Origin of the sequence: Candidatus Kuenenia sp. (assembly GCF_027493735.1) — a bacterium.
Classification (GTDB): domain Bacteria; phylum Planctomycetota; class Brocadiia; order Brocadiales; family Brocadiaceae; genus Kuenenia; species Kuenenia stuttgartiensis_A.
Window position 1 is genome coordinate 81,933 of sequence record NZ_JAOSKF010000005.1, and the last position, 24,802, is coordinate 106,734.

18 protein-coding genes are annotated in these 24,802 nt (G+C 42.1%); 5 read left to right on the plus strand and 13 right to left on the minus strand.

All coding sequences use genetic code 11. The features are described 5' to 3' along the window. Positions 1 to 7: 7 nt before the first annotated feature. Entirely contained in the window at positions 8 to 1,003 is a 996-nt protein-coding gene (gene hpnH, locus M5U24_RS04215; RefSeq protein ID WP_099325359.1) for an adenosyl-hopene transferase HpnH, read from the minus strand. Between the two features lie 335 nt (positions 1,004 to 1,338). Between hpnH and M5U24_RS04220 the strand changes: the two genes are divergently transcribed. From M5U24_RS04220 to M5U24_RS04230, 3 genes are all read left to right on the plus strand, one after another. Then, on the plus strand, positions 1,339 to 1,620 hold the full coding sequence (locus M5U24_RS04220) for a hypothetical protein (protein ID WP_230409970.1): 282 nt from the start codon (positions 1,339 to 1,341) through the stop codon (positions 1,618 to 1,620). Between the two features lie 370 nt (positions 1,621 to 1,990). Continuing rightward, positions 1,991 to 2,611, plus strand: coding sequence for a peptidoglycan recognition family protein (locus M5U24_RS04225; RefSeq protein ID WP_099325356.1), 621 nt, complete (start codon positions 1,991 to 1,993; stop codon positions 2,609 to 2,611). Between the two features lie 356 nt (positions 2,612 to 2,967). Further along, positions 2,968 to 3,639: a rhomboid family intramembrane serine protease gene (locus M5U24_RS04230; RefSeq protein ID WP_099325355.1), complete on the plus strand. Its 672-nt coding sequence runs from the start codon at positions 2,968 to 2,970 to the stop codon at positions 3,637 to 3,639. A 114-nt stretch (positions 3,640 to 3,753) separates the two neighbouring features. Here M5U24_RS04230 and M5U24_RS04235 read toward each other — a convergent pair whose 3' ends face one another. From M5U24_RS04235 to M5U24_RS04290, 12 genes are all read right to left on the minus strand, one after another. Next, positions 3,754 to 4,512, minus strand: coding sequence for a ZIP family metal transporter (locus tag M5U24_RS04235; protein ID WP_099325354.1), 759 nt, complete (start codon positions 4,510 to 4,512; stop codon positions 3,754 to 3,756). A gap of 319 nt (positions 4,513 to 4,831) precedes the next feature. Next, positions 4,832 to 6,388, minus strand: a complete 1,557-nt coding sequence (locus M5U24_RS04240) for a hypothetical protein (protein ID WP_099323647.1) — start codon at positions 6,386 to 6,388, stop codon at positions 4,832 to 4,834. 181 nt (positions 6,389 to 6,569) lie between these two features. Then, positions 6,570 to 7,877: a chemotaxis protein CheW gene (locus M5U24_RS04245; protein WP_157820531.1), complete on the minus strand. Its 1,308-nt coding sequence runs from the start codon at positions 7,875 to 7,877 to the stop codon at positions 6,570 to 6,572. A 261-nt stretch (positions 7,878 to 8,138) separates the two neighbouring features. Beyond that, on the minus strand, positions 8,139 to 9,251 hold the full coding sequence (locus M5U24_RS04250) for a lysylphosphatidylglycerol synthase transmembrane domain-containing protein (protein ID WP_298201676.1): 1,113 nt from the start codon (positions 9,249 to 9,251) through the stop codon (positions 8,139 to 8,141). 186 nt (positions 9,252 to 9,437) lie between these two features. Further along, the gene (gene uvrA, locus M5U24_RS04255) at positions 9,438 to 12,263 is read right to left on the minus strand and encodes an excinuclease ABC subunit UvrA (RefSeq protein WP_099325352.1); all 2,826 of its coding nucleotides are present in this window, start codon (positions 12,261 to 12,263) and stop codon (positions 9,438 to 9,440) included. 578 nt (positions 12,264 to 12,841) lie between these two features. After that, on the minus strand, positions 12,842 to 14,479 hold the full coding sequence (locus tag M5U24_RS04260; RefSeq protein WP_099325351.1) for a multiheme c-type cytochrome: 1,638 nt from the start codon (positions 14,477 to 14,479) through the stop codon (positions 12,842 to 12,844). A gap of 52 nt (positions 14,480 to 14,531) precedes the next feature. Then, positions 14,532 to 15,314, minus strand: a complete 783-nt coding sequence (locus M5U24_RS04265; RefSeq protein WP_099325350.1) for a cytochrome c — start codon at positions 15,312 to 15,314, stop codon at positions 14,532 to 14,534. 84 nt (positions 15,315 to 15,398) lie between these two features. Beyond that, a complete protein-coding gene (locus M5U24_RS04270; protein ID WP_099325349.1) occupies positions 15,399 to 16,139 on the minus strand; it encodes a hypothetical protein in 741 nt (246 codons plus the stop codon). Between the two features lie 511 nt (positions 16,140 to 16,650). Further along, positions 16,651 to 18,759, minus strand: coding sequence for a M1 family aminopeptidase (locus M5U24_RS04275; protein ID WP_099325348.1), 2,109 nt, complete (start codon positions 18,757 to 18,759; stop codon positions 16,651 to 16,653). Positions 18,760 to 19,012: 253 nt separating this feature from the next. Continuing rightward, positions 19,013 to 19,894, minus strand: a complete 882-nt coding sequence (gene sucD, locus M5U24_RS04280) for a succinate--CoA ligase subunit alpha (RefSeq protein ID WP_099325346.1) — start codon at positions 19,892 to 19,894, stop codon at positions 19,013 to 19,015. Continuing rightward, positions 19,875 to 21,047, minus strand: a complete 1,173-nt coding sequence (sucC, locus tag M5U24_RS04285) for an ADP-forming succinate--CoA ligase subunit beta (RefSeq protein WP_099325345.1) — start codon at positions 21,045 to 21,047, stop codon at positions 19,875 to 19,877. Before sucC ends, sucD begins: the two co-directional genes overlap by 20 nt. A gap of 287 nt (positions 21,048 to 21,334) precedes the next feature. Continuing rightward, complete coding sequence (locus M5U24_RS04290; protein ID WP_298201679.1) at positions 21,335 to 22,711, minus strand: 2-isopropylmalate synthase; 1,377 nt, start codon at positions 22,709 to 22,711, stop codon at positions 21,335 to 21,337. Between the two features lie 291 nt (positions 22,712 to 23,002). Between M5U24_RS04290 and M5U24_RS04295 the strand changes: the two genes are divergently transcribed. Both M5U24_RS04295 and M5U24_RS04300 read left to right on the plus strand, forming a co-directional pair. After that, a complete protein-coding gene (locus M5U24_RS04295; protein WP_099325343.1) occupies positions 23,003 to 23,917 on the plus strand; it encodes a 2-oxoacid:acceptor oxidoreductase family protein in 915 nt (304 codons plus the stop codon). Continuing rightward, entirely contained in the window at positions 23,911 to 24,795 is an 885-nt protein-coding gene (locus M5U24_RS04300) for an MTAP family purine nucleoside phosphorylase (RefSeq protein WP_197705165.1), read from the plus strand. Before M5U24_RS04295 ends, M5U24_RS04300 begins: the two co-directional genes overlap by 7 nt. The last annotated feature ends 7 nt before the right edge of the window (positions 24,796 to 24,802 follow it).

Genomic DNA, 24,802 nt, shown 5'->3' on the forward strand with positions numbered 1-24,802 from the left:
CATTTTCTTAACTAAGCCCCCATTTTGCCATTTCATAAATGTCTGACAAGCGTTTTCCCCCTTCCAGCACGACCGTTGGTTCGAAACCACAATGCATCATGCAATTTTCACAGCGCGGGTCTCGTCCTTCCTGGTATTTTTCCCAATCAGTTTGTTTCATATACTCATCAAAGGTTTTATAATGTGTGTTCGTGATAAGATAACAGGGGCTTTTCCATCCTGAATAATTACGGGTAGGATTACCCCAGGGCGTACATTTCAATGTCCTTTCCCCTTTTAAAAATTTCAAATAGAGGGGCGAATTTAATATTTTGTATTTTTTTGAAATACCATAAATAAACCCAAATCGTTCTTCTATTTCCTTTTGACAAAGAAAAATTGCATTTTCATTGTGTTCGAATCCATAACCAGGAGAAACCAGCATGCCGTCAACGCCAAGTCCCTGCAAAAATGAAAATAATTCCACAATTTCTTTTTCGCTGGTATCTTTAAATATAGTAGTATTTGTACAGACTTTAAAGCCTGCTTTTTTTGCTTCCCTGATGGCGTTTGTCGCCCGGTCGAATATTCCTTTGCCTGCTATTTTGTCATGCGTTTCCGCAAGCCCGTCTATATGAACATTAATATTGAGATATTTGTGCGGTTTCAGTTTTTTTAAAGCATCGACTAATAATATTCCGTTAGTGCATAAATAAACGTGCCGTTTCTCCTTTATTATCCCGGAGATAATTTTGTCTATTTCCGGATGCATAAGCGGCTCTCCCCCTGTTATGGTAACCACCGGGGTCGGGCACTCATGAATCGCCTGCATACACTCCCCAACGCTTAACATTTCACGCATGGTATCATGGTATTCCAGAATACGGCCACATCCTTCGCAGGCAAGATTGCAGAGATGGGTTACTTCCAGCATTAATACGAGAGGAAATCTTTTTTTAAATAACAACCTGTTTTTAATCAAATATTTTGTCAAAGAAAGGCTTAAAGCCAGTGAAACCCTCATTGTTGCATGTGCTCCGTTCCATAGTAGGTTTTAAAAAGGTACGCCAGTCAGGTGAAAATTCATAAGCAAAAATGCTATATTAATCAAGGTATACTGTCAAGTTTTATTTAATGTGTGAAAACTACTTCCGTTGGCTGTTTTTATCTAAAACAATGCCGCTTTAAGAGGAAAGAAAAATATATAAATGTAGACACTATGAACTGTTTTATGCTTGGGTTTGAGAAGATTCTTCGTTCTTACTTCCGGCAATTTTGACCTCTTTTCGAATTCCTCTGGAATCAAACTCCGTAATCAGCAATATATTATTTAAACGTTGAATGCGTTATGCCAGCCTCATGATAATACTATCTTTGATTTTATCGCGGATACTCGTCCCTAATGAATCAAACATTTCTTTATTAACTTTAACCACAAGAACGGTATCATCCGCAATAATAGTAGCGGTTCTTGGGGTCTTGATGAGAATTGATATTTCTCCAAAAAAAACGCCAGAAGACCGCCCTGCAATTGTATATGAACTTGTTCCTTTAACCACCTACACTTTGCCGGAGAGTAAGATAAAAAATGCGGAATCCATGTCTCCCTCCGAACAAGGTATTCTCACTTTTGAAAAATGATAAAATGCGAATTCAGACATACCATTCTATTTTTTCCCTGCATTGATAAGTTGCTAAAGAAAAGGGGTTTTTCTATGATGTTTAACATTCTTTTTAAATCTACCTGGTTAATTATTTGCATCCATTCATTCCTTAAAATAGGGGTACTCTGTTGGCTCCAGTTCCAACTACATATTGTAGTGATTGGTCTACATCCCCTCATGGGTAGTCTTTCACGCCCCAATATACCGTATCATGGGGCTACTGGAGATAACAAAATACCTCCATATTTGTTATTTGACAAAAGGCTTTCATTTGTTATAATCCCCGCTGATTATAAGATTTACTCATTGTTGCATGCAAGTGTTAAACATTTATTAGGAGAATTATAATGCTTTTTTGGCAAAAAATGAGTATTTGCATGTTTTTCCCCCTTCTTTATTTCATGAGCGGATGTTATTCTCCACCAACAATTCCACCAACATCGACTATTATGAAACCAAGCGCGAAACTACCTGAAAAAAAATTGGACTTCTACCTGAGCAGCGATATTAAAAACCAATTGGAACGTTGTTTTGTTCGCGACTGGAAGTACATTGTTGTCCATCACAGCGCATCCGATACCGGAAGCGCTGAAGAATTTGATAAATATCACCGGCAATCGCGCGGATGGCAAAACGGGTTGGGATACCATTTTGTTATAGGAAATGGAAAGGGTTCCGGCGATGGTGAAATTGAAATGGGTGATAGATGGAAAAGGCAGATAGATGGTGCACACGCAGGGATAAAGGAATATAACCAATTTGGCGTAGGAATATGTCTGGTAGGGAATTTTAATAAAACGTATCCTACGCAAGCACAGATGAAATCACTTTCCGCATTAGTGGAATACATACAGGAACGTTGTCACATCCCTACTGATAATGTTCTTATGCACAGGCACTGCAAACAAACCGATTGCCCTGGACGGAATTTCCCCTATTACAAACTGCTTGCCAATACCTTTCAGTAAGTAACTTCTAAATAAATTTATGTAAACAACTCCACTGTTTTGCTTCCTTTTTTAATGGGGAATTTCTATATAGTCAGCACACTGCAATCTACCGTCGGCAAATTGCAGAGTGTGGACTATAGAAATTATTGCTAAAATCTAAACTTATTGAGAAGTTATTTCAGTAACAAAAGGTAACTATTCAGCGTAATTTATTAAACTACAAGAGATCAGAGCGCAACTCGTTCCCAAACAGATACTTCACTATGCTCAGTACAAGGTTTGGAACGAGACGTGTATTGTTTACGCTGAATAGTTACAACAAAAGAGTATAGTTTTTTAAGAGATGAATTTTTACCATTTCGGCCAAAAAACAAATGATACCAATCCGAGACCGAAATCCATCCGGAACATTCCCGCTTATCACGGTTATTATTATCCTTATAAACGTACTGACCTTTCTTTTTGAACTCTCTTTAGGAAGGAATTTAACATATTTCCTTTTCTCCTATGGCATAGTTCCCCTCAAAATTTTCCAGTCGGCGGATATCCCGGAGGTGAATATGGCAAATACATATTTCCCTTTCCTGAGTTACATGTTCCTCCATGGCGGGCTTATTCATCTTTTAGGTAATATGTGGTATTTGTGGATTTTTGGAGATAATATCGAAGACATATTGGGGCGTTTCGGCTTCGTGGTTTTTTACTTAATTTGCGGCATTGGTTCAGCGGTGGTGTATATTTCCTTTAACCGCCAGTCAGGTGTGCCTTGTATTGGCGCAAGTGGCGCGGTTGCGGGTGTATTGGGTGCTTACATGATAAGCTATCCGCGGGCGCGTGTGCTGGTTTTGCTACCGCTCTTGTTTATCTTTGAATTGCCGGCGTATATTGTATTGGGATTCTGGTTTTTCATACAATTTTTTAATGGTACGGCGGCCATTGCAAACACCCGGGATGGCGGCGTAGCGTGGTGGGCACACATCGGGGGTTTCGTGATAGGAATTATTCTCATAAAACTGTTTCCCAGAGCATACTACCGCCATTATTAACAATCATTCCGATTAAATCTTATATCATGCGGTACCAAATGCAATGCTCACCAAACAACCGTTTTTCTCATTGTTTTTCTTCTGCGCCCGTTCTTTTTCTTAGCGGAAAGGGTGCTATTCTCCGACAAAAGACAATGCCAGCATCACCAACACCCCTAATATGAAAAATACTAACTGGAGGATTGATTTCGTAATTTTCACCTCTCTGTGCAATTCCGGTATAAGGTCGCAACTTGCAATATAAATGAAGCCTCCCGCGGCAAAAGGCACTAAAAAAGTGGTTAATCCCTCCACATAAGATCCCATTACCAGGACGATAATTGCGCCGAGTATGGCGGTTAATGCGGAAAGAAAATTGAAAAAAAGCGCCTTTATTTTACTGAATCCGCCATGTAATAAAGAACCGAAATCTCCAACCTCCTGGGGGATTTCGTGGAAGACAACTGCCATTGTCGTGGCAAAACCTAGCTGAATGCTCACCATGTAACTTGCTCCGATGATCAATCCATCGATAAAATTATGCACGGCATCTCCAAACAACACCATTAAAGAAAAAGGGTGGGGATGTTCTTCTGTTGCTGGTATGTGGCAATGTCGCCAGCGGACAAATTTTTCTACGCTAAAGTAGACAACTACCCCGCATAAAACAAACAGGGAAGTGCTTAACCGAAAGGTTGAACCTGCTTTTTCAACGGCCTCCGGAAGCAGGTGTAAAAAAGCGTTGCCAAGTAAGCTTCCTGCGGAAAAACTAACAAAATAAATAAGGACTTGCTTTAGATTCGTTTCTCTAAATGATAACGTTACAACCCCTATCAATGAACATATACTGATAGCAAAAACACTTGCCAGCGTATAAAACCATACGGTAATCATTTTTAGTATATCTCTCTATTAATCATTAATACCTTATCAGTAATTTTTTGTAACTATTCAGCGTAAACTATTAAACTACCGAAGTACAACTCGTTCTCAAACCTTGTACTAAACATAGTGAAGTATCTGTTTGGGAACGTAGGTAAAATCCAATGCCCAAATCCCTGTTTGGAATCTGGAATTTATTTGCCATTTGTTCTGCGAATAGAAGGCTGGATTGAAAGTATAAAACGTTTGGTTCTGGTTGCAAACCTGAACCCGCCGGGATCTTTTAATCTGTACTACTATCCATCAATTTCTTGTTTTTTATGCGTGTTTTTCATGCCGCCATTTCCGTAAGTGCTTTAATATCAAGGGCTGAAGCGGTCATCAGTGAACAAGAGAACTTCTGGCCTTTCTCCGTCAAAACATAGCGGTTGGCCCTCGGAACTTTGCGGATTAGACCGTGTGCCCGCAGCATCTTTATCCGTCGGGTCGTTCGTCCGGAATATTTCTTTTGCTGATCCTTGCCGGATTGTTCGGATTCCCGGTAAAGCCACTTACGCAAATCATGGTTGCGGAATCCATTTATCGCGTTTTCGCCTTTGGACAGGAACATCAGCATCTGGTAATCATCCTGCTGCCAGGGATTCAAACCTCGATACCTCTTGCCCTCTTTGACAACCTTGTTACAAGCGCTGCTCACCACTTCTTTCAGTTTCTCCTCTACCTGAGCCGCCGCCAAAGCATCCCCATAACGATCATTGCATTGTTGGCTCACCTCACACCGTCGATGAAGATCGCTTACGCCCTTACGCATCTTCTGCCATGACGCCGGTTTGCCTTCATCATCATTGGGACTCCGAAAGACCTTAAAGTCCCGCGTATTATTGATCGTTGTCTCAATACGCAAGAGACTACCGCTCTTGTTATACATCTTCACTGAATTATAATTCACACTGTGCTTGACCCGTATACCTTCATAGCGTCTTCGATAGTCGCTGATAACCTCATCAGGGGCAGCGCCTGCAAGGTTACGCCTACCCAAATACTTCATCACCGAAGAACTGTCGCAAACCCGCATCGCATGATGAACAAACGATGGAAACAACTCCTCCAATGCCTCAACCGATTTAAACATGATGTCCGTCGCCCACTCCGTCTCATCCGCAGACCAGTAATACTCCGGTTCCAACGGACGAAGAATCTGCGACAATGCCGGGCAACTGCCCAACGCAAGCCCGTTCAGCAGCTTCGCCCAGTCAGTCTTAAGCTGCTCATGGAGCAGAACCTGCGCAGCCGCAATATCCTCTATACGCACAAAACAGTTGCCGTCCTTAACATAATCAATACCTTGCTTCTGAAGTTGCCGCTCCAGCCAATGACGACCATTGAGACAAATGAAAATATTAAACGGCGCCCAACTCTGGATACGAACATGACCAAAACCAAACACTGGATCGTTAAAATAATGATACACAAAGACACACTTGCGGGGCGCCATTACCAACTCGAGCTTCTTGCTGGCCTTGTTGCCCTTGACCATCGGCGCAATACAAGGCTCTACCACACTCAACAGGCAGATGGAACCTTCCGTAATCCTCTTATCCGCCGCGATCTGGCGAGCCAACTTCTCCTTATCAACACCGCTGCTCATCAAATACCGCACCTCGATACCCAAATCTTTCGCCCGCGATTCACAACTGTCTCGCACCTGTGCCGTAAGCCCATTGACCCAACCGGAAAAATCCTTAAGCAGAATTCTCGCTTGGTTCATGAATGTTCCCATCCCACGCTCACTGGCCAACCACCGCAATGTCCCGCGAAAACGAATCCTGTCCAGACCGCTTATTGCACCCACGATCCTGTCTCGATATAATTCCATCAACTTATTCATAAGTAGTGTCCTCCAAATTGTCTGATTACTATTTACGAGGATACTACTATACTTTATAATAAACTAAAAATCACCTTTTTGGTTGCGGCCAAAGGCCGCGCTAGGTGATCTGTGGTTCCATTTTCGTATTTTTTATTTCTTTCCTGCCTGCCTGGTTTCTTGCTATGCCTGCTTAGACTCTTTACTGGGCTGTTTTTTTAAGCAATAATCCTACAGTCATAATTTCATCATTATAGCCAAAACGTGTCGTAATCCATGGGTCTTTCGTAAAACACACAACCGTTGTTTTGTAGCGCTTTTCCTGAGTTTCTGTAACGGAAACAGAAATATCTTCTCCCACAATTACCAGTGGTATGGAAAGGTACATCTCACCGTATTTTTCAGCAATTTTGGTCTTTACTCCTCCAGCAATCATATTGAGTACTTCACCCACTGCATCTTTTACTTCAGTGGACAATGTTGTTTGCTCTTCCATCAGCATATTTGAAGCAACTTGTAATGCAAGCTCCTTTGTACAAAATAAACTTACAATGCCATGGTATCTGCCGGTGAAGCTTATCATGCATACCACATCGCTTTTTATTTTAGTCTCGTCAACCAGTGCATACTCTTTGAATTTCATATCCATCATAATCATTGTTTCAAATAATGATGTTGTTGCTTCCCTGATATCAACGGATATGTTTTCTGCAACGGCATTGAGATCTATAGGCTCATCCGCCTTGTTTGTTACGTCTGTTCCAATTGTTTGCAGAGTACAGGCGTTATCGCCTAAGAGTATATCCGTTTGTTTTTCATAGATTGCGGCGGTTTCATTCTCTGCATTTTCCTTTATGACACTATCTTCCGGCAAAATATCTTCTTTTGGTTTTTCAGCAAAAATGCCTTCTGTGTTTTCTGTTTCCAGTATCAGGGAAACCTCCTTTCTGAAATCCTCGTTATCACTGTTTCCTCCGCTAAGGTCTTTTTTGTTTTCATTTATCCGGTTATTTTTTTCACCATGAGTCTGCCGTCCGTCTTCACAAAATATATTATCAATATTAAGTAATAGTTTTAGTTTTTCCTTTATTTTTGCAATTCCCAGAAAAAAATCGGCGTCAATGTTGCTTTTCGATTGGGGAAAAGGCTCCATATCATCGGCGTTCACAACGAGCACCTCCGATACCATATCAACGATTATCCCTTTCAGACCATTGCATGTCTCAACGATAATGATACATCTGCCGTCTCCGGCCATTGATTCCCGCATTCCTAATTTTAACCGCAAATCAATGACAGGAATAATCTTGCCGCGGAGATTTATTATGCCTTTTACATATTCAGGGGTTTTTGGCACAGGCGTAATTTTTACCATCCTAATAATCTCTTTTACCCTTAAAACTTCTATGCCATATTCTTCCCCGCATATTTCAAATGTAAGATACCTTGCTTCCTGTTCAGATACGTTCGAAATGTTTAATGTATTTTTTTTTGTTAGTAATTGTTGCATACAATAAGCCGTTCTTAACTATGTAAATGCTATTTCAGTAAATTAATGGGGATATCCCGCTATTTTCTGCCAGCAGGATGTTTGATAAAAAAGAATAAAACGGTACGTGTTGTCATACGTAAAGTTTTACGATTATGTCATAACATGCAGGTATTTTCAATTACATTCATTTTTTAATAAAGTCCTCCTTGCAGGATATGAAACCTAAGATTTCATGAGTTATACCGTTTTTGGCGGGTAAAATTCCGCAGATTATCCCTATTATAATTGCGGAGGAGTTTTTGAAACACCTTCTGCTTCTTCAAGCTTTCCTTCGGAAATTTCTTCTTCCAGTTTTACCACTTCACGAAAAGCAATTCCTTCCTTCCAGAGAAAGAAAAAACCCATAGTTGTGGCAGGGAAGATAGATATTGCCCACAAAATAATAGCATAACTCTGAGCTAACGTTGTTTCTATGCCAAAGATATGCAGCGATTTTAAAACGGCAATGTGAAAAACGCCGATATAGCCAGGGGCTTGCGGCAGTGCTACTGCCAGGGCAAGGCAAACAGCAACAAGACATGCCCCGGCAAAAGGAAGCTGCAAATCGAAGGCAAACCCCAGTATATAGATTTCTATTCCACCCATGAGCCATACAATCAGTGATAAGATAAGTATCCATATCGTCTTTGATTTATTTTCCAGTATTTTCAGGCCAAATACGAATGAATCATACAGGTTGAAAATTTTATCTTTAAGTTTGTGGGGAAGAAATGAACACCATGTGGTGAGTATGTTTTTAAAAAAAAGTGGTTTTGCCACGATAAGAAAAAGCAGGATAATGGTCATGCTACCAAAAGCGGCAAAGACTTCTGTCCATTTTTTTAATGAAGGAATTATCGACCCTCCCGTTTTTACCACATCAGTGGTTATTAATTCGAAAGACGGGATATGATGGGAGGTATCAGGGTTGGGAAGCAGGAACAACGTTGCAACGGCAAAGAGAATGAGTCCCAGCATGTCGAAAATTCTTTCAACAACAACCGTTGCAAATGAGGTAGAGAATTTAATGTTCTCTTTTTTATAAAGGAGAAACGGCCGCAATACTTCTCCAACCCTGGCAGGAAGTATATTGTTTGCCATGAAACCAATGGAAGTAATCGATAGCAAGCTCCATGGGGAAATTGGTTTTATGTGCGACAGCAGACCCTGCCATCGAAATGCCCGCACCACATAGAGGAGAAGCGCCAATATCGTAGCGGGGATTATAAACCAATAATTTGCCTCAATTAACGCATTCTTCAAAGACGCCCATTCTATGCTTCGTATGAATAGCCATGAACAACCAAGGCTTACTATAATGCTCACAATAAATAGGATGTTTTTCTTGCTCAATGTTGTTTTTTGCCTTTCGTAAAATATATTTTTGTACGACTCATAAAAAGTAGTAACACTTTAGTTTTCTGAAAAATTCCAATAATCGCAGTATAGGGGCGAAGCATTTGCCGTAAATTGTCATAAATGCGTTCAAACACAAACAGAGCAAATGCTTCGCCCTTATTTTTTCAAAAAACTAAAGTGTTACAAAAAGTATGGTTTTAAGTATGCGCCCGTATGGCTTGTTTTTATTTTAGAAATTTTCTCCGGCGTTCCGCATCCGATTACATATCCCCCTTCATTGCCCCCTTCAGGGCCAAGGTCGATAATATAATCGGAGGATTTAATAATATCAAGGTTATGTTCCACCACGATGAGAGAATGTCCCGCCTGGAGCAATCTTTGAAAACAATTCAGTAATTTCTGAATGTCATCCATATGCAGGCCGATGGTTGGTTCGTCAAAGACAAAGAGCATTGACTCCATATTTTCCTGCGATATATACGTGGATACCTTGAGACGTTGCGCTTCACCCCCCGACAAGGTTGTTGCTGGCTGACCCAATTTTAAATAACCTAGCCCGGTTTCCTGCAAACACTTCAATACCTTTGTGATATTCACAGATTCACGAAAAAATTCAATTGCTTCATCCACCGTTATGCTCAGAACTTCATGGATATTTTTATTTTTATATTTCACCTCTAGTACTTTTTTGTTAAACCGCTTTCCGCCGCATTTCTCACATGTGACAAAGATATCAGCAAGAAATTGCATATCAACCTTTACATATCCCGCGCCTTCGCAAAACTCACATCTTCCGCCGGCAATATTAAAAGAGAATGAACCGATGGTCAATTTGCGCGCTTTTGCCTCCCTCGTGAAGGCAAAAAGTTTTCTTATTTCATCGAATATTTTTATATACGTTACGGGATTAGAACGTGGTGTGCGCCCAATAGGGGATTGATCAACGAGAAGGATGTCATTGATAAACCTCTCACCTTCAATGGCCGTATGTTTTCCCACAAACCCTGAATAAATTCCCAGCTTCTTTTTCAGTGCGCCGTAAAGAGTATCCTGTACGAGCGTACTCTTTCCCGACCCCGAAACGCCCGTCACACAGACTAGCATATTAAGCGGAAATGTGACATCGATATTTTTTAAATTATTTTGCGACGCGCCTTTTAAAACGATAGCCTTTCTGGAAGGCTTTCTCCGGGAAGAAGGTATTTTTATCGCCTTTTCTCCTTTTAAATACTGCCCAGTCAGAGAACAGTTATTTGCGGGCAGTTGTGCAAAGGTGCCATGATAAACAAGCCTCCCTCCGTTTTCTCCGGCGCCGGGTCCTAAATCAATAATCATATCTGAGTTCTTTATAACCTCCGCATCATGCTCCACCACAACAACGGTATTTCCAATGTCCCTTAACCGCGTCAGTATATGAATCAACCGGTCAGTATCCCTGGGATGTAGCCCTACGCTCGGTTCATCCAGTATGTACAAGGTGTTTACCAGAGAAGAACCTAATGATGTGGTAAGATTTACCCTTTGGGCTTCACCGCCTGATAACGTACGAGTCATACGGTCCAGAGTGAGGTATCCGAGTCCGACCTTGATCATATAGCCAAGACGTTTTGTTATCTCCTGCAGGATTAAGTGCGCAATATTTCTTTCATAGTCAGAAAGCTGCAGCTTTTGAAAGAACATGTGCGCCTGTTCTATGGTCATAGTGCAAACTTCCGCAATACTTCTCTGCTGAATTACTATGGTAAGCGCCTCTTTTTTCAATCGGGTTCCTTCGCAGGTGCGGCACACATTATAGCCCCTGTATTTGCTAAGGATAACACGAACGTGTATCTTGTATTTTCGGCCTTCCAGCCAGTTGAAAAATTCGTTAATACCGCAAAAATCCTTTGTTCCTTCAAAAAGCAGATTCAACTGTTTTTTTGTCAATTTCCGGAAAGGAACATCCATGGGAATGTCATATTTTGAGGCGGCAGATTCAAGTTCCTCATACAACTCCCTGTATGCGGGGGTATTCCAGGGAACTATCGCACCCTGTTCAAGAGATTTCTCTTTATCGGGAATAACGGCATCCATATCTATGTCTATCGTGTGACCGAATCCCTGGCATTTGGGGCATGCCCCTATTGGATTATTAAAGGAAAATAAGGCAGGGGACGGTTCGGGGTATTCAATTGCACAATAACTGCAAAAAAACTTTTTGCTATATTTCATTTCAACCCATGGTGAATCCTGAATGCGCACAAGATCATCTGTTGATGGTTTTATCGCTTCACTGGAAAGCGCATCGTTAGTATAAAAGATACTTAAGTGCCCTGAACCCATACGGTATGAGGTTTCCAGAGAATCGATAAGGCGGTCTTTTATTGTGTATTTTACAACCAGCCGGTCGATAATTCCGTACACAGTCTTTGCGGCACGGATGTCAAAACTGTTTTGTTCGTTCGTGATGTCAACAATGTCGTTATCAGCCAGGATTCTCACTATGCCGCGTTCTTTCAGGAGATTTATTTGTTCCTCACCCGAAATTTTTTGGCTGATATTGAGAGGAAATGTGACTAGAAATTTCGTGCCCTCCGGCAAGGAGAGTATAAATTCTACAATATGCGAAACAGTGTCAATCCGTACCTGCCGCTTGCAGCTTTTACAATACGTCTTTCCAATGCGGGCATAGAGCAACCGCAGGTAATCGTTGATTTCTGTTGCGGTGCCTACAGTCGAACGACGGTTTTTTACAGGATTTTTCTGCTGAATAGCGATTGCAGGCAGGATACCTTCTATGTGATCGACATCAGGCTTGTCCATTTTTTCAAGAAATTGCCGCGCGTAAGCAGAAAAAGATTCCACATACCTTCTTTGTCCCTCTGCAAAAAGGGTATCAAATGCAAGGCTGGACTTGCCAGAACCGCTCACACCCGTAATGACAACTAATTTGTTATGTGGAATTTCAACGTCAATATTTTTTAAATTATGTACACGTATACCGCAAGCGACAATAGAGTGTTTCATTTTTTGTAAGTTCTTGTATATTTGTTAAAAAGCAATTATCACTACAGCGACATTTTATTCTTACGTCCTGCACAAGAATATGATAAGTTTTCCCCCATCATGTGGTGTGGGTAAAATCCGTCAAGCAGTAGGATGGATTAAGGCGCGGTTTTTTCGCACCGAATCCAACAATTATTAATATGGAAAGGTGGATTCGCTGTCGCTTAATCCACCCTACGCGTTTGAAACACCAAATGAAACAACATAGTATTTGCAAGCATGGTGTATTAACCCTGACAGGGTTCCAAACCCTGTCAGGGTAGTTTCTTTCATTTTCAGATGAAGTATACAAAAAATTGCCGCAATATCTGAAATAAAAATACCGTTGTAGTGTTATAGCTGGGAAGGTGAATTCGCTATCGTTTTAACCCACCCAACCATAAAATAAAATCAGTGCCACCCTATTAACAACTTAGAATTCACATTTTATAAGCATCTTGAGTATATTACAACTTTCTCATGTTTGTCCGCATTTAATAAAAAAAGCCCATGATATTATACATATCATGGGCTTTTTATTTTTGTATGCCGTCGCTCTTTTACTTGGAGATTGTCTTTTCAATCCCGGCTAATCTGCGTAAACGAGCAGCTTCTGCCTGTATCCTTGTCATTTCCATCATCATAGGAGCCTGTCCCCACCACCATGAAACATCCTGCTGGGCGTGTGCAGTTCCTTTGTACCCCTGTAGTTTATACCAGAACCATAATCTGTTGTACATATTTTCGATGTCAGACGGATTATCCTGCATTTGCAAGAACATACCATAGACGCCAAGAATAGGTCCTACAACAGGGAATTTACCCTGGAGCGTCTTAAATGCATTATAAACCGGTTCGCCAAGGAAATCCGCACTAAGTTCTTTAACAATCCCATCGCTTAACGGATAGGGATCTCTGTTCGCTGCATCAGGATATAAAAGACCATCAGCAATCAGGTCTTCAACGATTTTTTGCGCCTGATCAGCAAGGGTGTGCGCCTGAAACATGAATTGATCCAATGATTTCAGGTAGGTATCCGCAAAACGGTCGCTATGGCACTTAGCGCAAACCTCTAACCAATATGACCTCTTGGCAACATTTTCCTCTGAGTAAATATCGATCTTATCTGCGATGATCTTAATTCCGTAAGGATAGTCCTTGAGCGAAGAGGTATACTCTAAGTTAGAAGGCGGAACCGTTCCCATACGCCAAATACCCTTCATAACAGGATTATGAATAAATCTGCCATGTTTTTCGTACATGTGGCAGTACTGACATGTAGGCGTACGATAATCCTCTCCGGGACGAACTTCTACGAGTGGCTTTGTAAAGTCGTAATGTTCTTCCTCTTTTTCATAAATCTTGCCATGTTTTGATTCGCCATAGGATTCTGCATCAGGATGATCAGGACCCATATGGCACGTCATACAGGCTTCTGGCTGCCTGCCCTCTACAGCGCTGAACTTGTGCCTGGTATGACAAACATCGCACTTTTCAGCCCCGGAATGGCACATATCACAACCATGCTGTCCATATAAATAGCCCCTTCTCGCAGCCTCTGCATACCAAGGAACTATAGTATTCGCCTCCCATGATTGTAAGTGGTTTGGGCGGCCAACCTCTCTTTCCCTGAGGAATTCATCAAACTGCTGCCTATGACATCCGCCGCATACTTCACCGGTAGGCATCCTTATCTGATTCTTTTCCGTATCGGCATGGCAATCAAAGCAGTGTACCTCGTCTAGAACCCTGCCGACGTTTTTCTCTATCTGGGCGGTCTTGCTTGAAAGATAGGGGGTGCTTTTTGGATGTTTATGTCCGGAACTCCTCCAGTCCGCTACTATGCCTGGGGTGGCTTCCTCGTGACATATAACGCACAAATCCCTCCTCTCCTGTTCAATGAAAATTGAATGGTCCAGATTTTCCATTGGTTCATAATGTCTGTTCGGCTGCCAGTACATATCCAGCATCTGTGCCTTAAAGTACTTGGTAAATGGACCTGAACCCTCACTCAGCCCAACATTGTCTTTGTAAACTGCCTGGTACCAGGCAGGCGTATCCTTATACAAATCTGGCGGTGGAATCTCTTCGGTTTTTTGTTCTGTAGCCCAGGCTACATTTGACTGGCCCGAAGTCCATTCCACTATAGCGGGCAACATCACAGCAAACGCAACCATGCCCAATAATATCTTTTTCATTTCAAAACACCTCCGTATGGTCAACATTTAAAGACAGAAAACTATTAATTTTTTATTTTCTACATTTCTCTGGTTGAACGAGTGACATAACATAATGGGTTAAATACCATCTTTCGTCATCGCTAAGTTCTTTCGCGAAAGAAGGCATTGGTGTTCCGTTCAAGCCCGTGGTAAATCTCAGATAAACATCAGTTGGCGAATTGCCGCCTTTAAACTTACCAGTAGTAAAATCGAATGGTTTTATCGGAAATCCAAAATCGTCTTCCTGTTCCGATGCGCTTGGGCCGTCTCCGCGACCTTCAACACCATGACACTTCCAGCATTCTAATTTTTCTTCATATATTTTTTTCCCTGCCAAAATGGTTCTTTCTGTCGGTCTCAACGGCAGACCAACATCAACGGAAGGTTCCGGTTCGCGATACTCGAAGGCTTCTGAAAAACTCTTGAGAACCGGCACTACGGAAGCACGTTGCTCCTCGGTTAAAATATCCCAGGGAATCATGGTAGAATTTGGTACACCATATGATATCGTCCTATAAATATCTTCATCTGTAGGAAGCGAACCGCTTGGTGTCGTCCTAAACTTATAAGCCCCCAGTGTGAAATTGCGAGGTTTGGGGAGCATCGATCTTGAAAGTAGTCCATCTCCGCCACCCTCTTCACCATGGCAAGGGGCACAATACTTCTTGTAAACATTTTTTCCTTCTTCAGTAACTTCTTTGGGAATTTCAATTGCTGATGCAGTATTAGGGCGCATGACAACAGTCAGCACTGCACAGGAAAATACTGCGGCGCTCAGAAAGCCAAATGTATAAAATAAACCCTTAGGTTTCATATCAGCAAATCCTCCTTTCCGGTTGCGAATGTAAAAAAAACCTAATTAAAAATCACCCGTCATTGTTACAATGTTCATTTCCCATTAATTCTGCTCATAAACAATCTCTATACTTTCTGTTTTTCTCGGCCGTATCATTACCTCCTTTTCTCGTTTTCCTAATTCTTCATGCCATACCCTAAACACATAAGTGCCTTCAGGAATATCGCATATTTCAAAATATCCGTTCCTATCCGTTACATCAAAATAAGGATGCCCAAAAACAACAATCCAGGCATATTCATGGTGTATATCACAAGACAGTTTTATCGTCTCAGGATAATCAAATTTTTTCAAGACTCTTTGTTTATACGACATGCCAAGATTAAAAGGTTGATTTCTCATTGATTTGGTATGAATGTTGTGCATTTCCTCATCACCATTCAGCAAATCAACCGTTGTGCCGGCGAGTATAGCCGTTACACGAGGAACGAATACCCCCCTTTGCTGATCTATGACGGGATGAATTGGCGGGACTATCCCCTTTTTTCCCCGCACAATATTAGAAATAGAGACGATGGCATTCTTCACACCGTTGTTTACCCTGTTTACTTCTAGCTTTTCAGAAATAACCTGGGAAGATTTCGGCAATTCCCACCCTGCATATAAGTCTATTGAAGGCATCCCGGCGTCCCCCCCACGGATGACATATCCGGTAATGCATCCCCCATCCTGCACCTCTACCACGGTATAATGCTCACCTGCCAGCATCTCTTCTGAACAAAAAAGAGTGCAATAAAAAAACCACGCAAAAATACACAAAGATAAAGATAGTGTTTGTTTCATTCAGCCCCACCGTTTTCCAAAAAGTTTAACAATCCTTTGTAAACGGACAAAAACCGTTCCCTCGCCGGACAAAAAGAAATGAAAGTTGAAATATCCCATAAGTTGCTGATTTCAAACACATTAAACCATGCAAATATGCCTGCTTCACACGCCGTTCCCGCAAAAGCAATTTCAACTATGAAATGTTGCTTTCAAAAATACAAATCCCATTAAACACCCTTTGCAATATATATTCGCAAGACAAGTCAAATCTAATAGTAAAACCCGAAATGCTAAATACGAATCCACTTCCTGCATCCACGCCAGCGGGGAACATTCTCCCCCTTTGGGGGAGGTAATGAGGAAAATTTCTGCTTGTTCCCAAACTCTCTGTTTGTAACGAGTCTAGGAAATATTCAAAACCCGGTTTTTAATTGGGACTTTGTATTTTGAAAATCGTTTCGTATTTCGTACTTCGAATTTCGTATTTTTTATTTATTGTTTGTTTGGTCTGCCTATGCCAGCTACCAAATCATTGAAGGGTTTTTTGCAGCGGGCTATCCCCGATGCTAACGACCTCTTTCACCCTATTATTTCCGTCAGAAAAAACAAGATAACTGTATTTCCCATAATGTTGAATTTTGTATCCTGCTTTATTTATCGCTTCGGGGCTAAATCCCGCAAACAAAGCAATCCCTTTTTCCTTATGAGAAGGATGCTTTATTGTTACCAGAAAGGCATCCTTTTTATCGCCGTACATAACGGTATCAGCGCCAAAGGCATCTTTTGTGAGCGATAATCCCACGGGTAAGTTATTTTGAACGAGTTTGCTTATTTTGTTTTCTTCCACGCCACCCAGTATAAACAAGCTTGTTTGCGCTATTTCCACTTCGGTAATTTCGGTATCCGCCTTAATAGAATCCCGTTCATTCGCCAGGATATGCGCCAGTTTCTTATATTCCACCTTCATGGAATCTTCACAATTTGCCGGATAGATGATAATTTTACTGTCTCCCATTACAAGGTCTATCGTAGGAGGAATCTCATCCGCATGCAAGCGCCGGAAGACCTCTGTGTAAGGATCTATCGCAATGTTTTCGGGGCGGGATTTTACCGGCAGGGAAATACGGTCAGAAGCGTTTTTTATTTCGGCGGTCGTATGAAAAATGCCCTCCTCCAGTTGTACGTAGACAGGCAAATGAAGACGATACGGTTCGTTCGTTTTTTGCAGGATTTCAGCCTTTACAACCCACGCATTTCCTTCCTTATTAACAGTCGTTTCACCCAATTCGATAACGGGGGCGCCTTTTTTGTTCACCCACTGATCAAAAAACCACGCCAATTCCAGGCCGCTCACTTTTTCAAATACCTTTTCAATATCCTCCCAATTCGCACGCTGCCACAGCATATTTTTATAAAAATCTCTGAGCGCCTGGTAAAAAACCTCATCGCCCAGCATTTTTCTCAGCATATGGAAAACCATTGCCGTTTTTCCATATCCAATAGCCTGCGTTGCCTTGTCGCTTCTGCCTAGAAACATTTTCAGTGGGAAATCATTCTGCGTGGTAACATAATGGGTATATTTTCTGCAAATCTCGTTACGATAGGTCGTTGCGGCAACGTCACCTTTTATTTCCTTATAATAGTAATCCGCCATATAGGTCGTGAGACCCTCGCACCAGTTCCCCCGGCTATCATCAACAAAAACAGAGTTTCCCCACCAGTTATGCAAAACTTCGTGCCCTAATGAAATGTCAACAATAAAGGGGAGCTTCACTACTTCGCTGCCCAGCAGGGTAAATGACGGCATACCATAACCTGTTTGAAAGAAGTTTTCAACAATGGCAAATTTTTTATACGGGTATTTTCCAATTAAATCCTGGTATATATCCAGGTATCGTTTTGTTGCATCCAAATATGTATCAACCAAGGGCTGTTCTTCCGGATAAAAGTAAGCGTAAATGTCAATATCATTATGCCGCACTGCCGTCACTTTATATTTCCCCGCCACAAGGCTGCACCCCTCGGACACATTGCCTTCCTCCCACGTTATAGAAACTTTATTATCTGCTGTTTTTTTACTCACAAGAATCCCCTGGGTTACGGCCTCATATTCTTTCGGCATAACGACGGTAACCTTGAATGTTGCCAGTGAATCAGCCATATCGGGATACCATCTGCACGCGGGACTCAAATAAACACCATATTCTCCAATAATGCCGGAGGTAGCGCCAATGTCTTCTCCGCTGAAGGAGTCAGGCAGAGAAGGAAGAAGTCCTTCATATTTGATGTCAAAACAAATAGTTTCCTTACTTTTTACCGTTGCCGGGACGGTAATCTTCATTGTTTGAGCATTTCCCATTTTTCCCGGCTTAAATGCCAGATCCTTACCGGAAGACGCTATTGACGTCACCTTAAACGACTTGTTGATGAGAAACAGCACCTCATTGCTCTCGCCCTTTTGCACACATACATGATCCTCTGCTCTGAGCTTATTTTCATTCAGAGAGAATTCGACCTCAATGACGTGGCTTTTAATGCTGCTACTTACCCCTCTGGCATGCGCATCCAGGGATATTACACTCAACAAAACAGAGAGAAGAGGCACTATTCGATACATTAACCTCATAATCAAAAACATGTTTTCCGCAATAATCCTTTATAAAAACATTTATGTTGTAGTACTACGAGGCTACTTTAGCAAATGCCTCAGCAATTATCAAGGAAACAGAAAAAATACCGGAGAGATTTACGATTTATCATTTTTTTATCTGAGCAATCTGTGGTTTCTCTTTTTACTATTTACGATTTGGGATTTGGGATTTGGTGAGCGAAGTGGCGCTTCGCTCGTAACGGAGCAATCGCAATGAATTACTCCGGTAATAAAAGACAATCTACTTCCCGGCGTCTTTTAAAATTTTAGATACGGTTATGCCAATATCCGCAGGGTTATCCACCATAAAGGCGCCCGCATCCTGCAACGCTGCGACCTTTGTAACAGCCTTGCCTTTATCACCGGCAATGATTGCTCCGGCATGTCCCATACGCTTGCCGTGCGGCGCTGACCTGCCGGCAATAAAGCCGATAACCGGCTTTGTAATTTCCTTCTTTATATACTCAGCGGCCTCTTCTTCCATACTTCCGCCTATTTCGCCAATAAGCACAATCGCCGATGTTTCTTCATCATGCTGAAACATCTTAAGGATATCAACAAAATGCGTTCCTATGATGGGGTCGCCTCCTATCCCGGCACATGTTGATTGCCCAATACCTTGTTGCGTAAGTTGCCATACAATCTCATACGTGAGGGTACCGCTGCGCGAAACAACTCCAACGCTGCCTTTTTTATGAATGTATCCAGGCATAATGCCGATTTTACAAGCGTCAGGCGTAATAATGCCGGGGCAATTAGGGCCTATAAGCCTTGATTTTCCGGCGGCAAGGTATTTTACCACCCTTAACATATCCAGTGTGGGTATTCCCTCCGTAATACATACCACCAACGCTATCTCCGCATCCACTGCTTCCATTATAGCGTCCGCGGCAAAAGAGGCCGGGACGTATATTACAGAGGCATTTGCCCCCGTTTTATTAACAGCCTCGAGCATGCTTCCGAACACGGGAATTCCATTATGTATCGTACCACCTTTACCGGGAGTTACCCCTGCAACCAGTTTAGTCCCATACTCCAGCATCTGCATTGCATGAAAACTTCCGGCTTGTCCCGTTATACCCTGGCATACAACCTTTGTTTCCTTATTGATTAATATACTCACCTTTTGACGCCTTTACCGCAAAACGTGCCGCATCCTTCATATTCCCGACAGAAATAATTTTTAACCCGGAGTCGTCAAGAATTTTTCTGGCCAAATCCACATTAGTACCTTCCAGTCTTACGATAAATGGAATATCCGCTTCTTTGACGACCCTTATGATGCCTTCGGCGATCACATCGCATTTCATTATGCCGCCGAAAATATTGATCAAGACGGCTTTTACTTTTCTGTCGGACAAAATTATTTTAAACGCCCGCGTCACCTGTTCCAGAGACGCATCACCGCCGACATCGAGAAAATTTGCCGGTTCCCCCCCGCAAAGTTTAATACTATCCATGGTGGCCATTGCAAGGCCTGCACCATTTACAAGACATCCGATATCTCCATCAAGGTGTATATAACTCAGCCCATGCTTCTTTGCCAATGCTTCATCAGGCGGAATATCCTGTTCCGCCAAAATGTACTCTAACTCCGGATGGCGAAAAATGGCGTTATCGTCTAACTCCATTTTGGCGTCAAGCACAACCAGTTCATTATTCTCTGTGAGCACCAAAGGGTTGATTTCCAGCAACGAACAATCTTTATTTATAAAGACAGAGAATAGTTTTTTTATCAGTTCGTTTACCTTCTCTGACAGTTTCGCTGAAATCATTAATTTTTCCGTAATACGACGCAACTGAAATGGCAGCAGTCCAAAAAACAGGTCAACAGGTTCTTTGAAAATTTTTTCGGGCGTCTTTTTCGCGACATCTTCTATGGCAACACCGCCTTCAGCGCTCACTATTAATAGAAGTGATTGTAAGGAACGATCAATCGTTATGGCAAGATAGAACTCCTTTTGAATCGAAACAGCTTCTTCCAGAAGAACATGTTTAATTTCAAAGGATTCCTGGTTAGTTTGATATGTTGTAAGCCTTGAGCCGAGCATGCCGGAGATACATGACTCTGCTTCTTCGGATGAATTGACGAATCGGACGCCGCCACTCTTTCCGCGCCCGCCGGCAAGTATTTGCGCCTTTACCACACACTTACCGCCGCCGATTTCTTTATATGCCGTTCGGGCGTCGTCGGCTGCTGACACCACCCGCCCACGGGGAACACAGATGCTATACGTCTTTAATATGTCCTTTGCCTGAAATTCATATACTCTCAAAGTATTCTTTCAAAACCGTAACGCTTTAGTTTTTTGAAAAATAAAAATGTCAGGGGCTTTAGTACCCCTTATCAGTGATTTCTTAGCATTTTTTGGCAAAATATTTACTGGTAACTTCTACAATCTACAATCTGTAATCGGCAAATTGCAGACTGAAAACTGTTTTCGTGCTTTTTTGGTTTTTGCCATGTTAGCTTAGGCATGTAGGGTAAAACACTGCCTACCGGAAATTGGGTGCCGATTATACGCCGTGAAATTTATCATGGCAGACATTACCATGCCTTATGCTACCTGCCGGCAAAAACGTCTTTGAGGTGAATATTTACCAGTTCAACCATTTCTTTCTCGGAAACAGAAGTAATCCTGCCCATGGCATATTGTTCATCAACCCACTCCTTGATCTTTACCACGCCCGGATGGTCCTTAGAAATTCTCTCATCTCCCTGCAATTTATAATAAATATCAATCCACTGAACGATCCCTGCAATTCCTGACTTATCCGTGATAGAAACACCTACAGGCCTTTTCAACAACTTAGTGGTATCGAAAATATTATAGATTTCTTCATTTTTTAATAAACCGTCCGAATGTATGCCCGCCCTGGTCACATTGAATCCAGAGCCTACCAAAGGCTGATTTGGCGGGATCTGATATCCAATCTCATTCCGGTAGTAGTCCGCAATGTCAGTAATTACCGTAGTATCAATTTCGTCATCGTTGCCCCGTAACGCAAGGTACTCAATAACCAGGGCTTCTATTGGCGTGTTCCCCGTACGTTCCCCCAAACCCAGCAACGCCCCATTAATAACACTACACCCATACAGCCAGGCGGCAGTTGCATTGCTCATCGCCAAATACAAATCATTATGTCCGTGCCATTCCAGGCATTCGGAAGGGACGTCCGCAAAGTGCGTCAACCCGTATATAATTCCGGGAACACTGCGCGGCGGCGCTGCACCGGGGTAGCTTACCCCCACTCCCATGGTATCACAAGCACGGATTTTTATGGGGATACCGCTTTCTCTCGACAGCTTCATGAGTTCCTTTGCGAATGGTATTACAAACCCATAAAGGTCTGCTCTTGTTATATCTTCAAAATGACATCTTGGAATCATGCCCTCTTCCAGGGCCGCGCGTACGATATCCAGATACATTTCCAACGCCTGTTTTCGCGTCTTCTTTAATTTTAAATAAATATGGTAATCAGAAGAGGAACATAAAATACCCGTTTCCTTAAGCCCCATTTCTTTTGCCAGTTTGAAATCGCTTTTTACCGCACGAATCCAGCCCGTTATCTCCGGATATTTATACCCTCTCTCCATACATTTTCGTACGGCTTCCTTATCCTTTTCATTATACAGAAAAAATTCACACTGCCGGATAAGCCCTCTTTTGCCGCCAAGCTTGTGTATCATATCGAATAAATCCACTATTTGTTTCACCGTATAAGGCGGCATTGACTGCTGGCCATCCCGGAATGTAGTATCGGTAATCCAGATTTCTTCAGGCATATTCATTGGATTAAGCCGGTAATTGAATGGTATCTTGGGCACTTTGTCGTACGGGAATATATCGCGAAAAAGATTCGGTTCTTCCGAATCTTTCAATTCAAAATGATGTTCTTCGGGTTCTAAAGTATTACGTTGTTTGTTTAATCGGAGCATCTTTGTTTTCCTTTGTATTTAAGTTTCCCAATACACCTCGTTAATTAATGAGTCAAAAGTCGCTAAATTCTATATGTATCATTTTTGCAAGTCAAGCTAAATGATTGCTCTGTAAACAATATTAGCAAAATAACATTGGTATTTTTTACGGAACAACCTGGTATTATAAAAAACAGCACCGTCATTTCTCTTGAAAATACCCAAAAAAACGTTTTCTTGCCTGGAAACTATTTTTTTGAGTATAATCTTGTACTACGTTAAAAAATTATTTGAACCGGATAATTCTTTATCATGAAAACAGAAAATACCTTTACTTACAGAATACGATTTCACGGAAGAGGCGGCCAGGGCGCAAAAGTTGCCAGCAGAATACTGGGGACAACAGCCTTTTTAGGAGGATTTTATGCGCAGGACTTTCCGCTTTACGGGGCGGAACGCAGGGGCGCACCGATACTAGCCTGTACACGTATTTCTTCAGAACCAATACAGGAACGGGGAGTAATAAGCGACCCCGATGGTATCATAATAATGGATGAGACCCTTTTGGACGATACCGCAGCAAGTCCTTTATCAGGATTAAAAAATGGCGGCATTGTTTTTATCAATACCACCCACACCCCTGAAGAAATAAAAACAAAATACCATCTTACCGGACAAACAATAACGCTTGACATTACAAAAATCAGTTTTGAAATGCTGGGGAAACCAATTCTAAGCACACTGTCGGGGGGTGTTGCGGCAAAGATTACCAGGATGGAAGAAGATTTCTTAAGACAAGCTGTCGAAAAGGAAGTGTCAGAAATAATACAGGATAGGGGCCTCATCGAAAAAAATATCAAGGCCTCTCTTTATTGTTTCCATGCCATTTCTTCGGTAATGATCGATGCAAAGGAAATTGTTCATAAGGATAATCCCGTCTTCTCTGTTACTTTTGAACCTGCAACTATTTCGAGCCCTGCGGTATATTCCGTAGCAAACACTCCCCGGCGAAAAACCGGCAACTGGAGAATATTTAAACCCCAATGGAATTACGATGCCTGCACAAAATGTATGATATGCGTCAACAGATGCCCGGACAGTTGTATTTCCGTTAATAAAGAGGGTTTTCCCTTTGCTGATTATGACAACTGCAAAGGGTGTATGATCTGTGCGGAAGAATGTCCCACAAAAGCGATAGAAAAAAAACGGGAGGTTCACGCTTGGTAAACAACACCAAAGCCTCCCTTGCGGTAATTGGCGGTAGCCAGGCCTATGATTTGCTTCTTAGCGGTTGCATTAAAGGCAAAAGGCTGGGGGAGATCAATACCCCTTACGGGCGGTCGCAGCCGGTATATTTCATCAGAGATGCTAATGCAGAAATGCTTTTTTTATCGCGTCATGGCGAAAAAGGCTACGGCGTTACCGCACCCTTTGTTAACTACAGGGCAAATATCTACGCACTAAAAGAACTGGGCGCCAAGCAAATAGTGTCATGGTCAGGCCCCGGCGCTATGAATGAAAATTACAAAATCGGCGAATACGTATTGATAGACGATATTATCGACGAAACGCATGGCAGAGAATCAACCTTCTATAAGCATCTGGGAATCGGATTTATACGTCAGTTTCCTGTTTTTTGCCCCACCTTAAGAGAAAGTATCCTGCACACACTAAAATTTCTAGGCATTGGCATTACCGGCAAAGGCGTCTATGTGTGCACACAGGGGCCGCGGCTGGAAACACCCGCTGAAATAAGAAAATATAAGTTGTACGGCGGAGACCTTGTCGGCATGACGCTTGTCCCCGAAGTCTTTCTTGCCAAAGAACTAGAAATGTGTTACGCATCTATCTGTTACGTCACAAACTACGCGGAGGGAATCGCAAGCAGACCTTTTAAAGCGGGAGAATTGTTTGAGGGACTCGCAACTGACAGCGACCGCGAAGCGGTGAGAAGTGCTGTCGCACTTTTTCCTCAAATTATAAAGAAAATAGCAGAAAATAGTAGTCAGCAAAAAATGACCTGCCAGTGCCAATCGTTAATGGAACGCTACAAACGCAGGGGAGATATAGGCCCTGATTGGCATAGTTGGGTGGCAATGCCTTAGTACTATC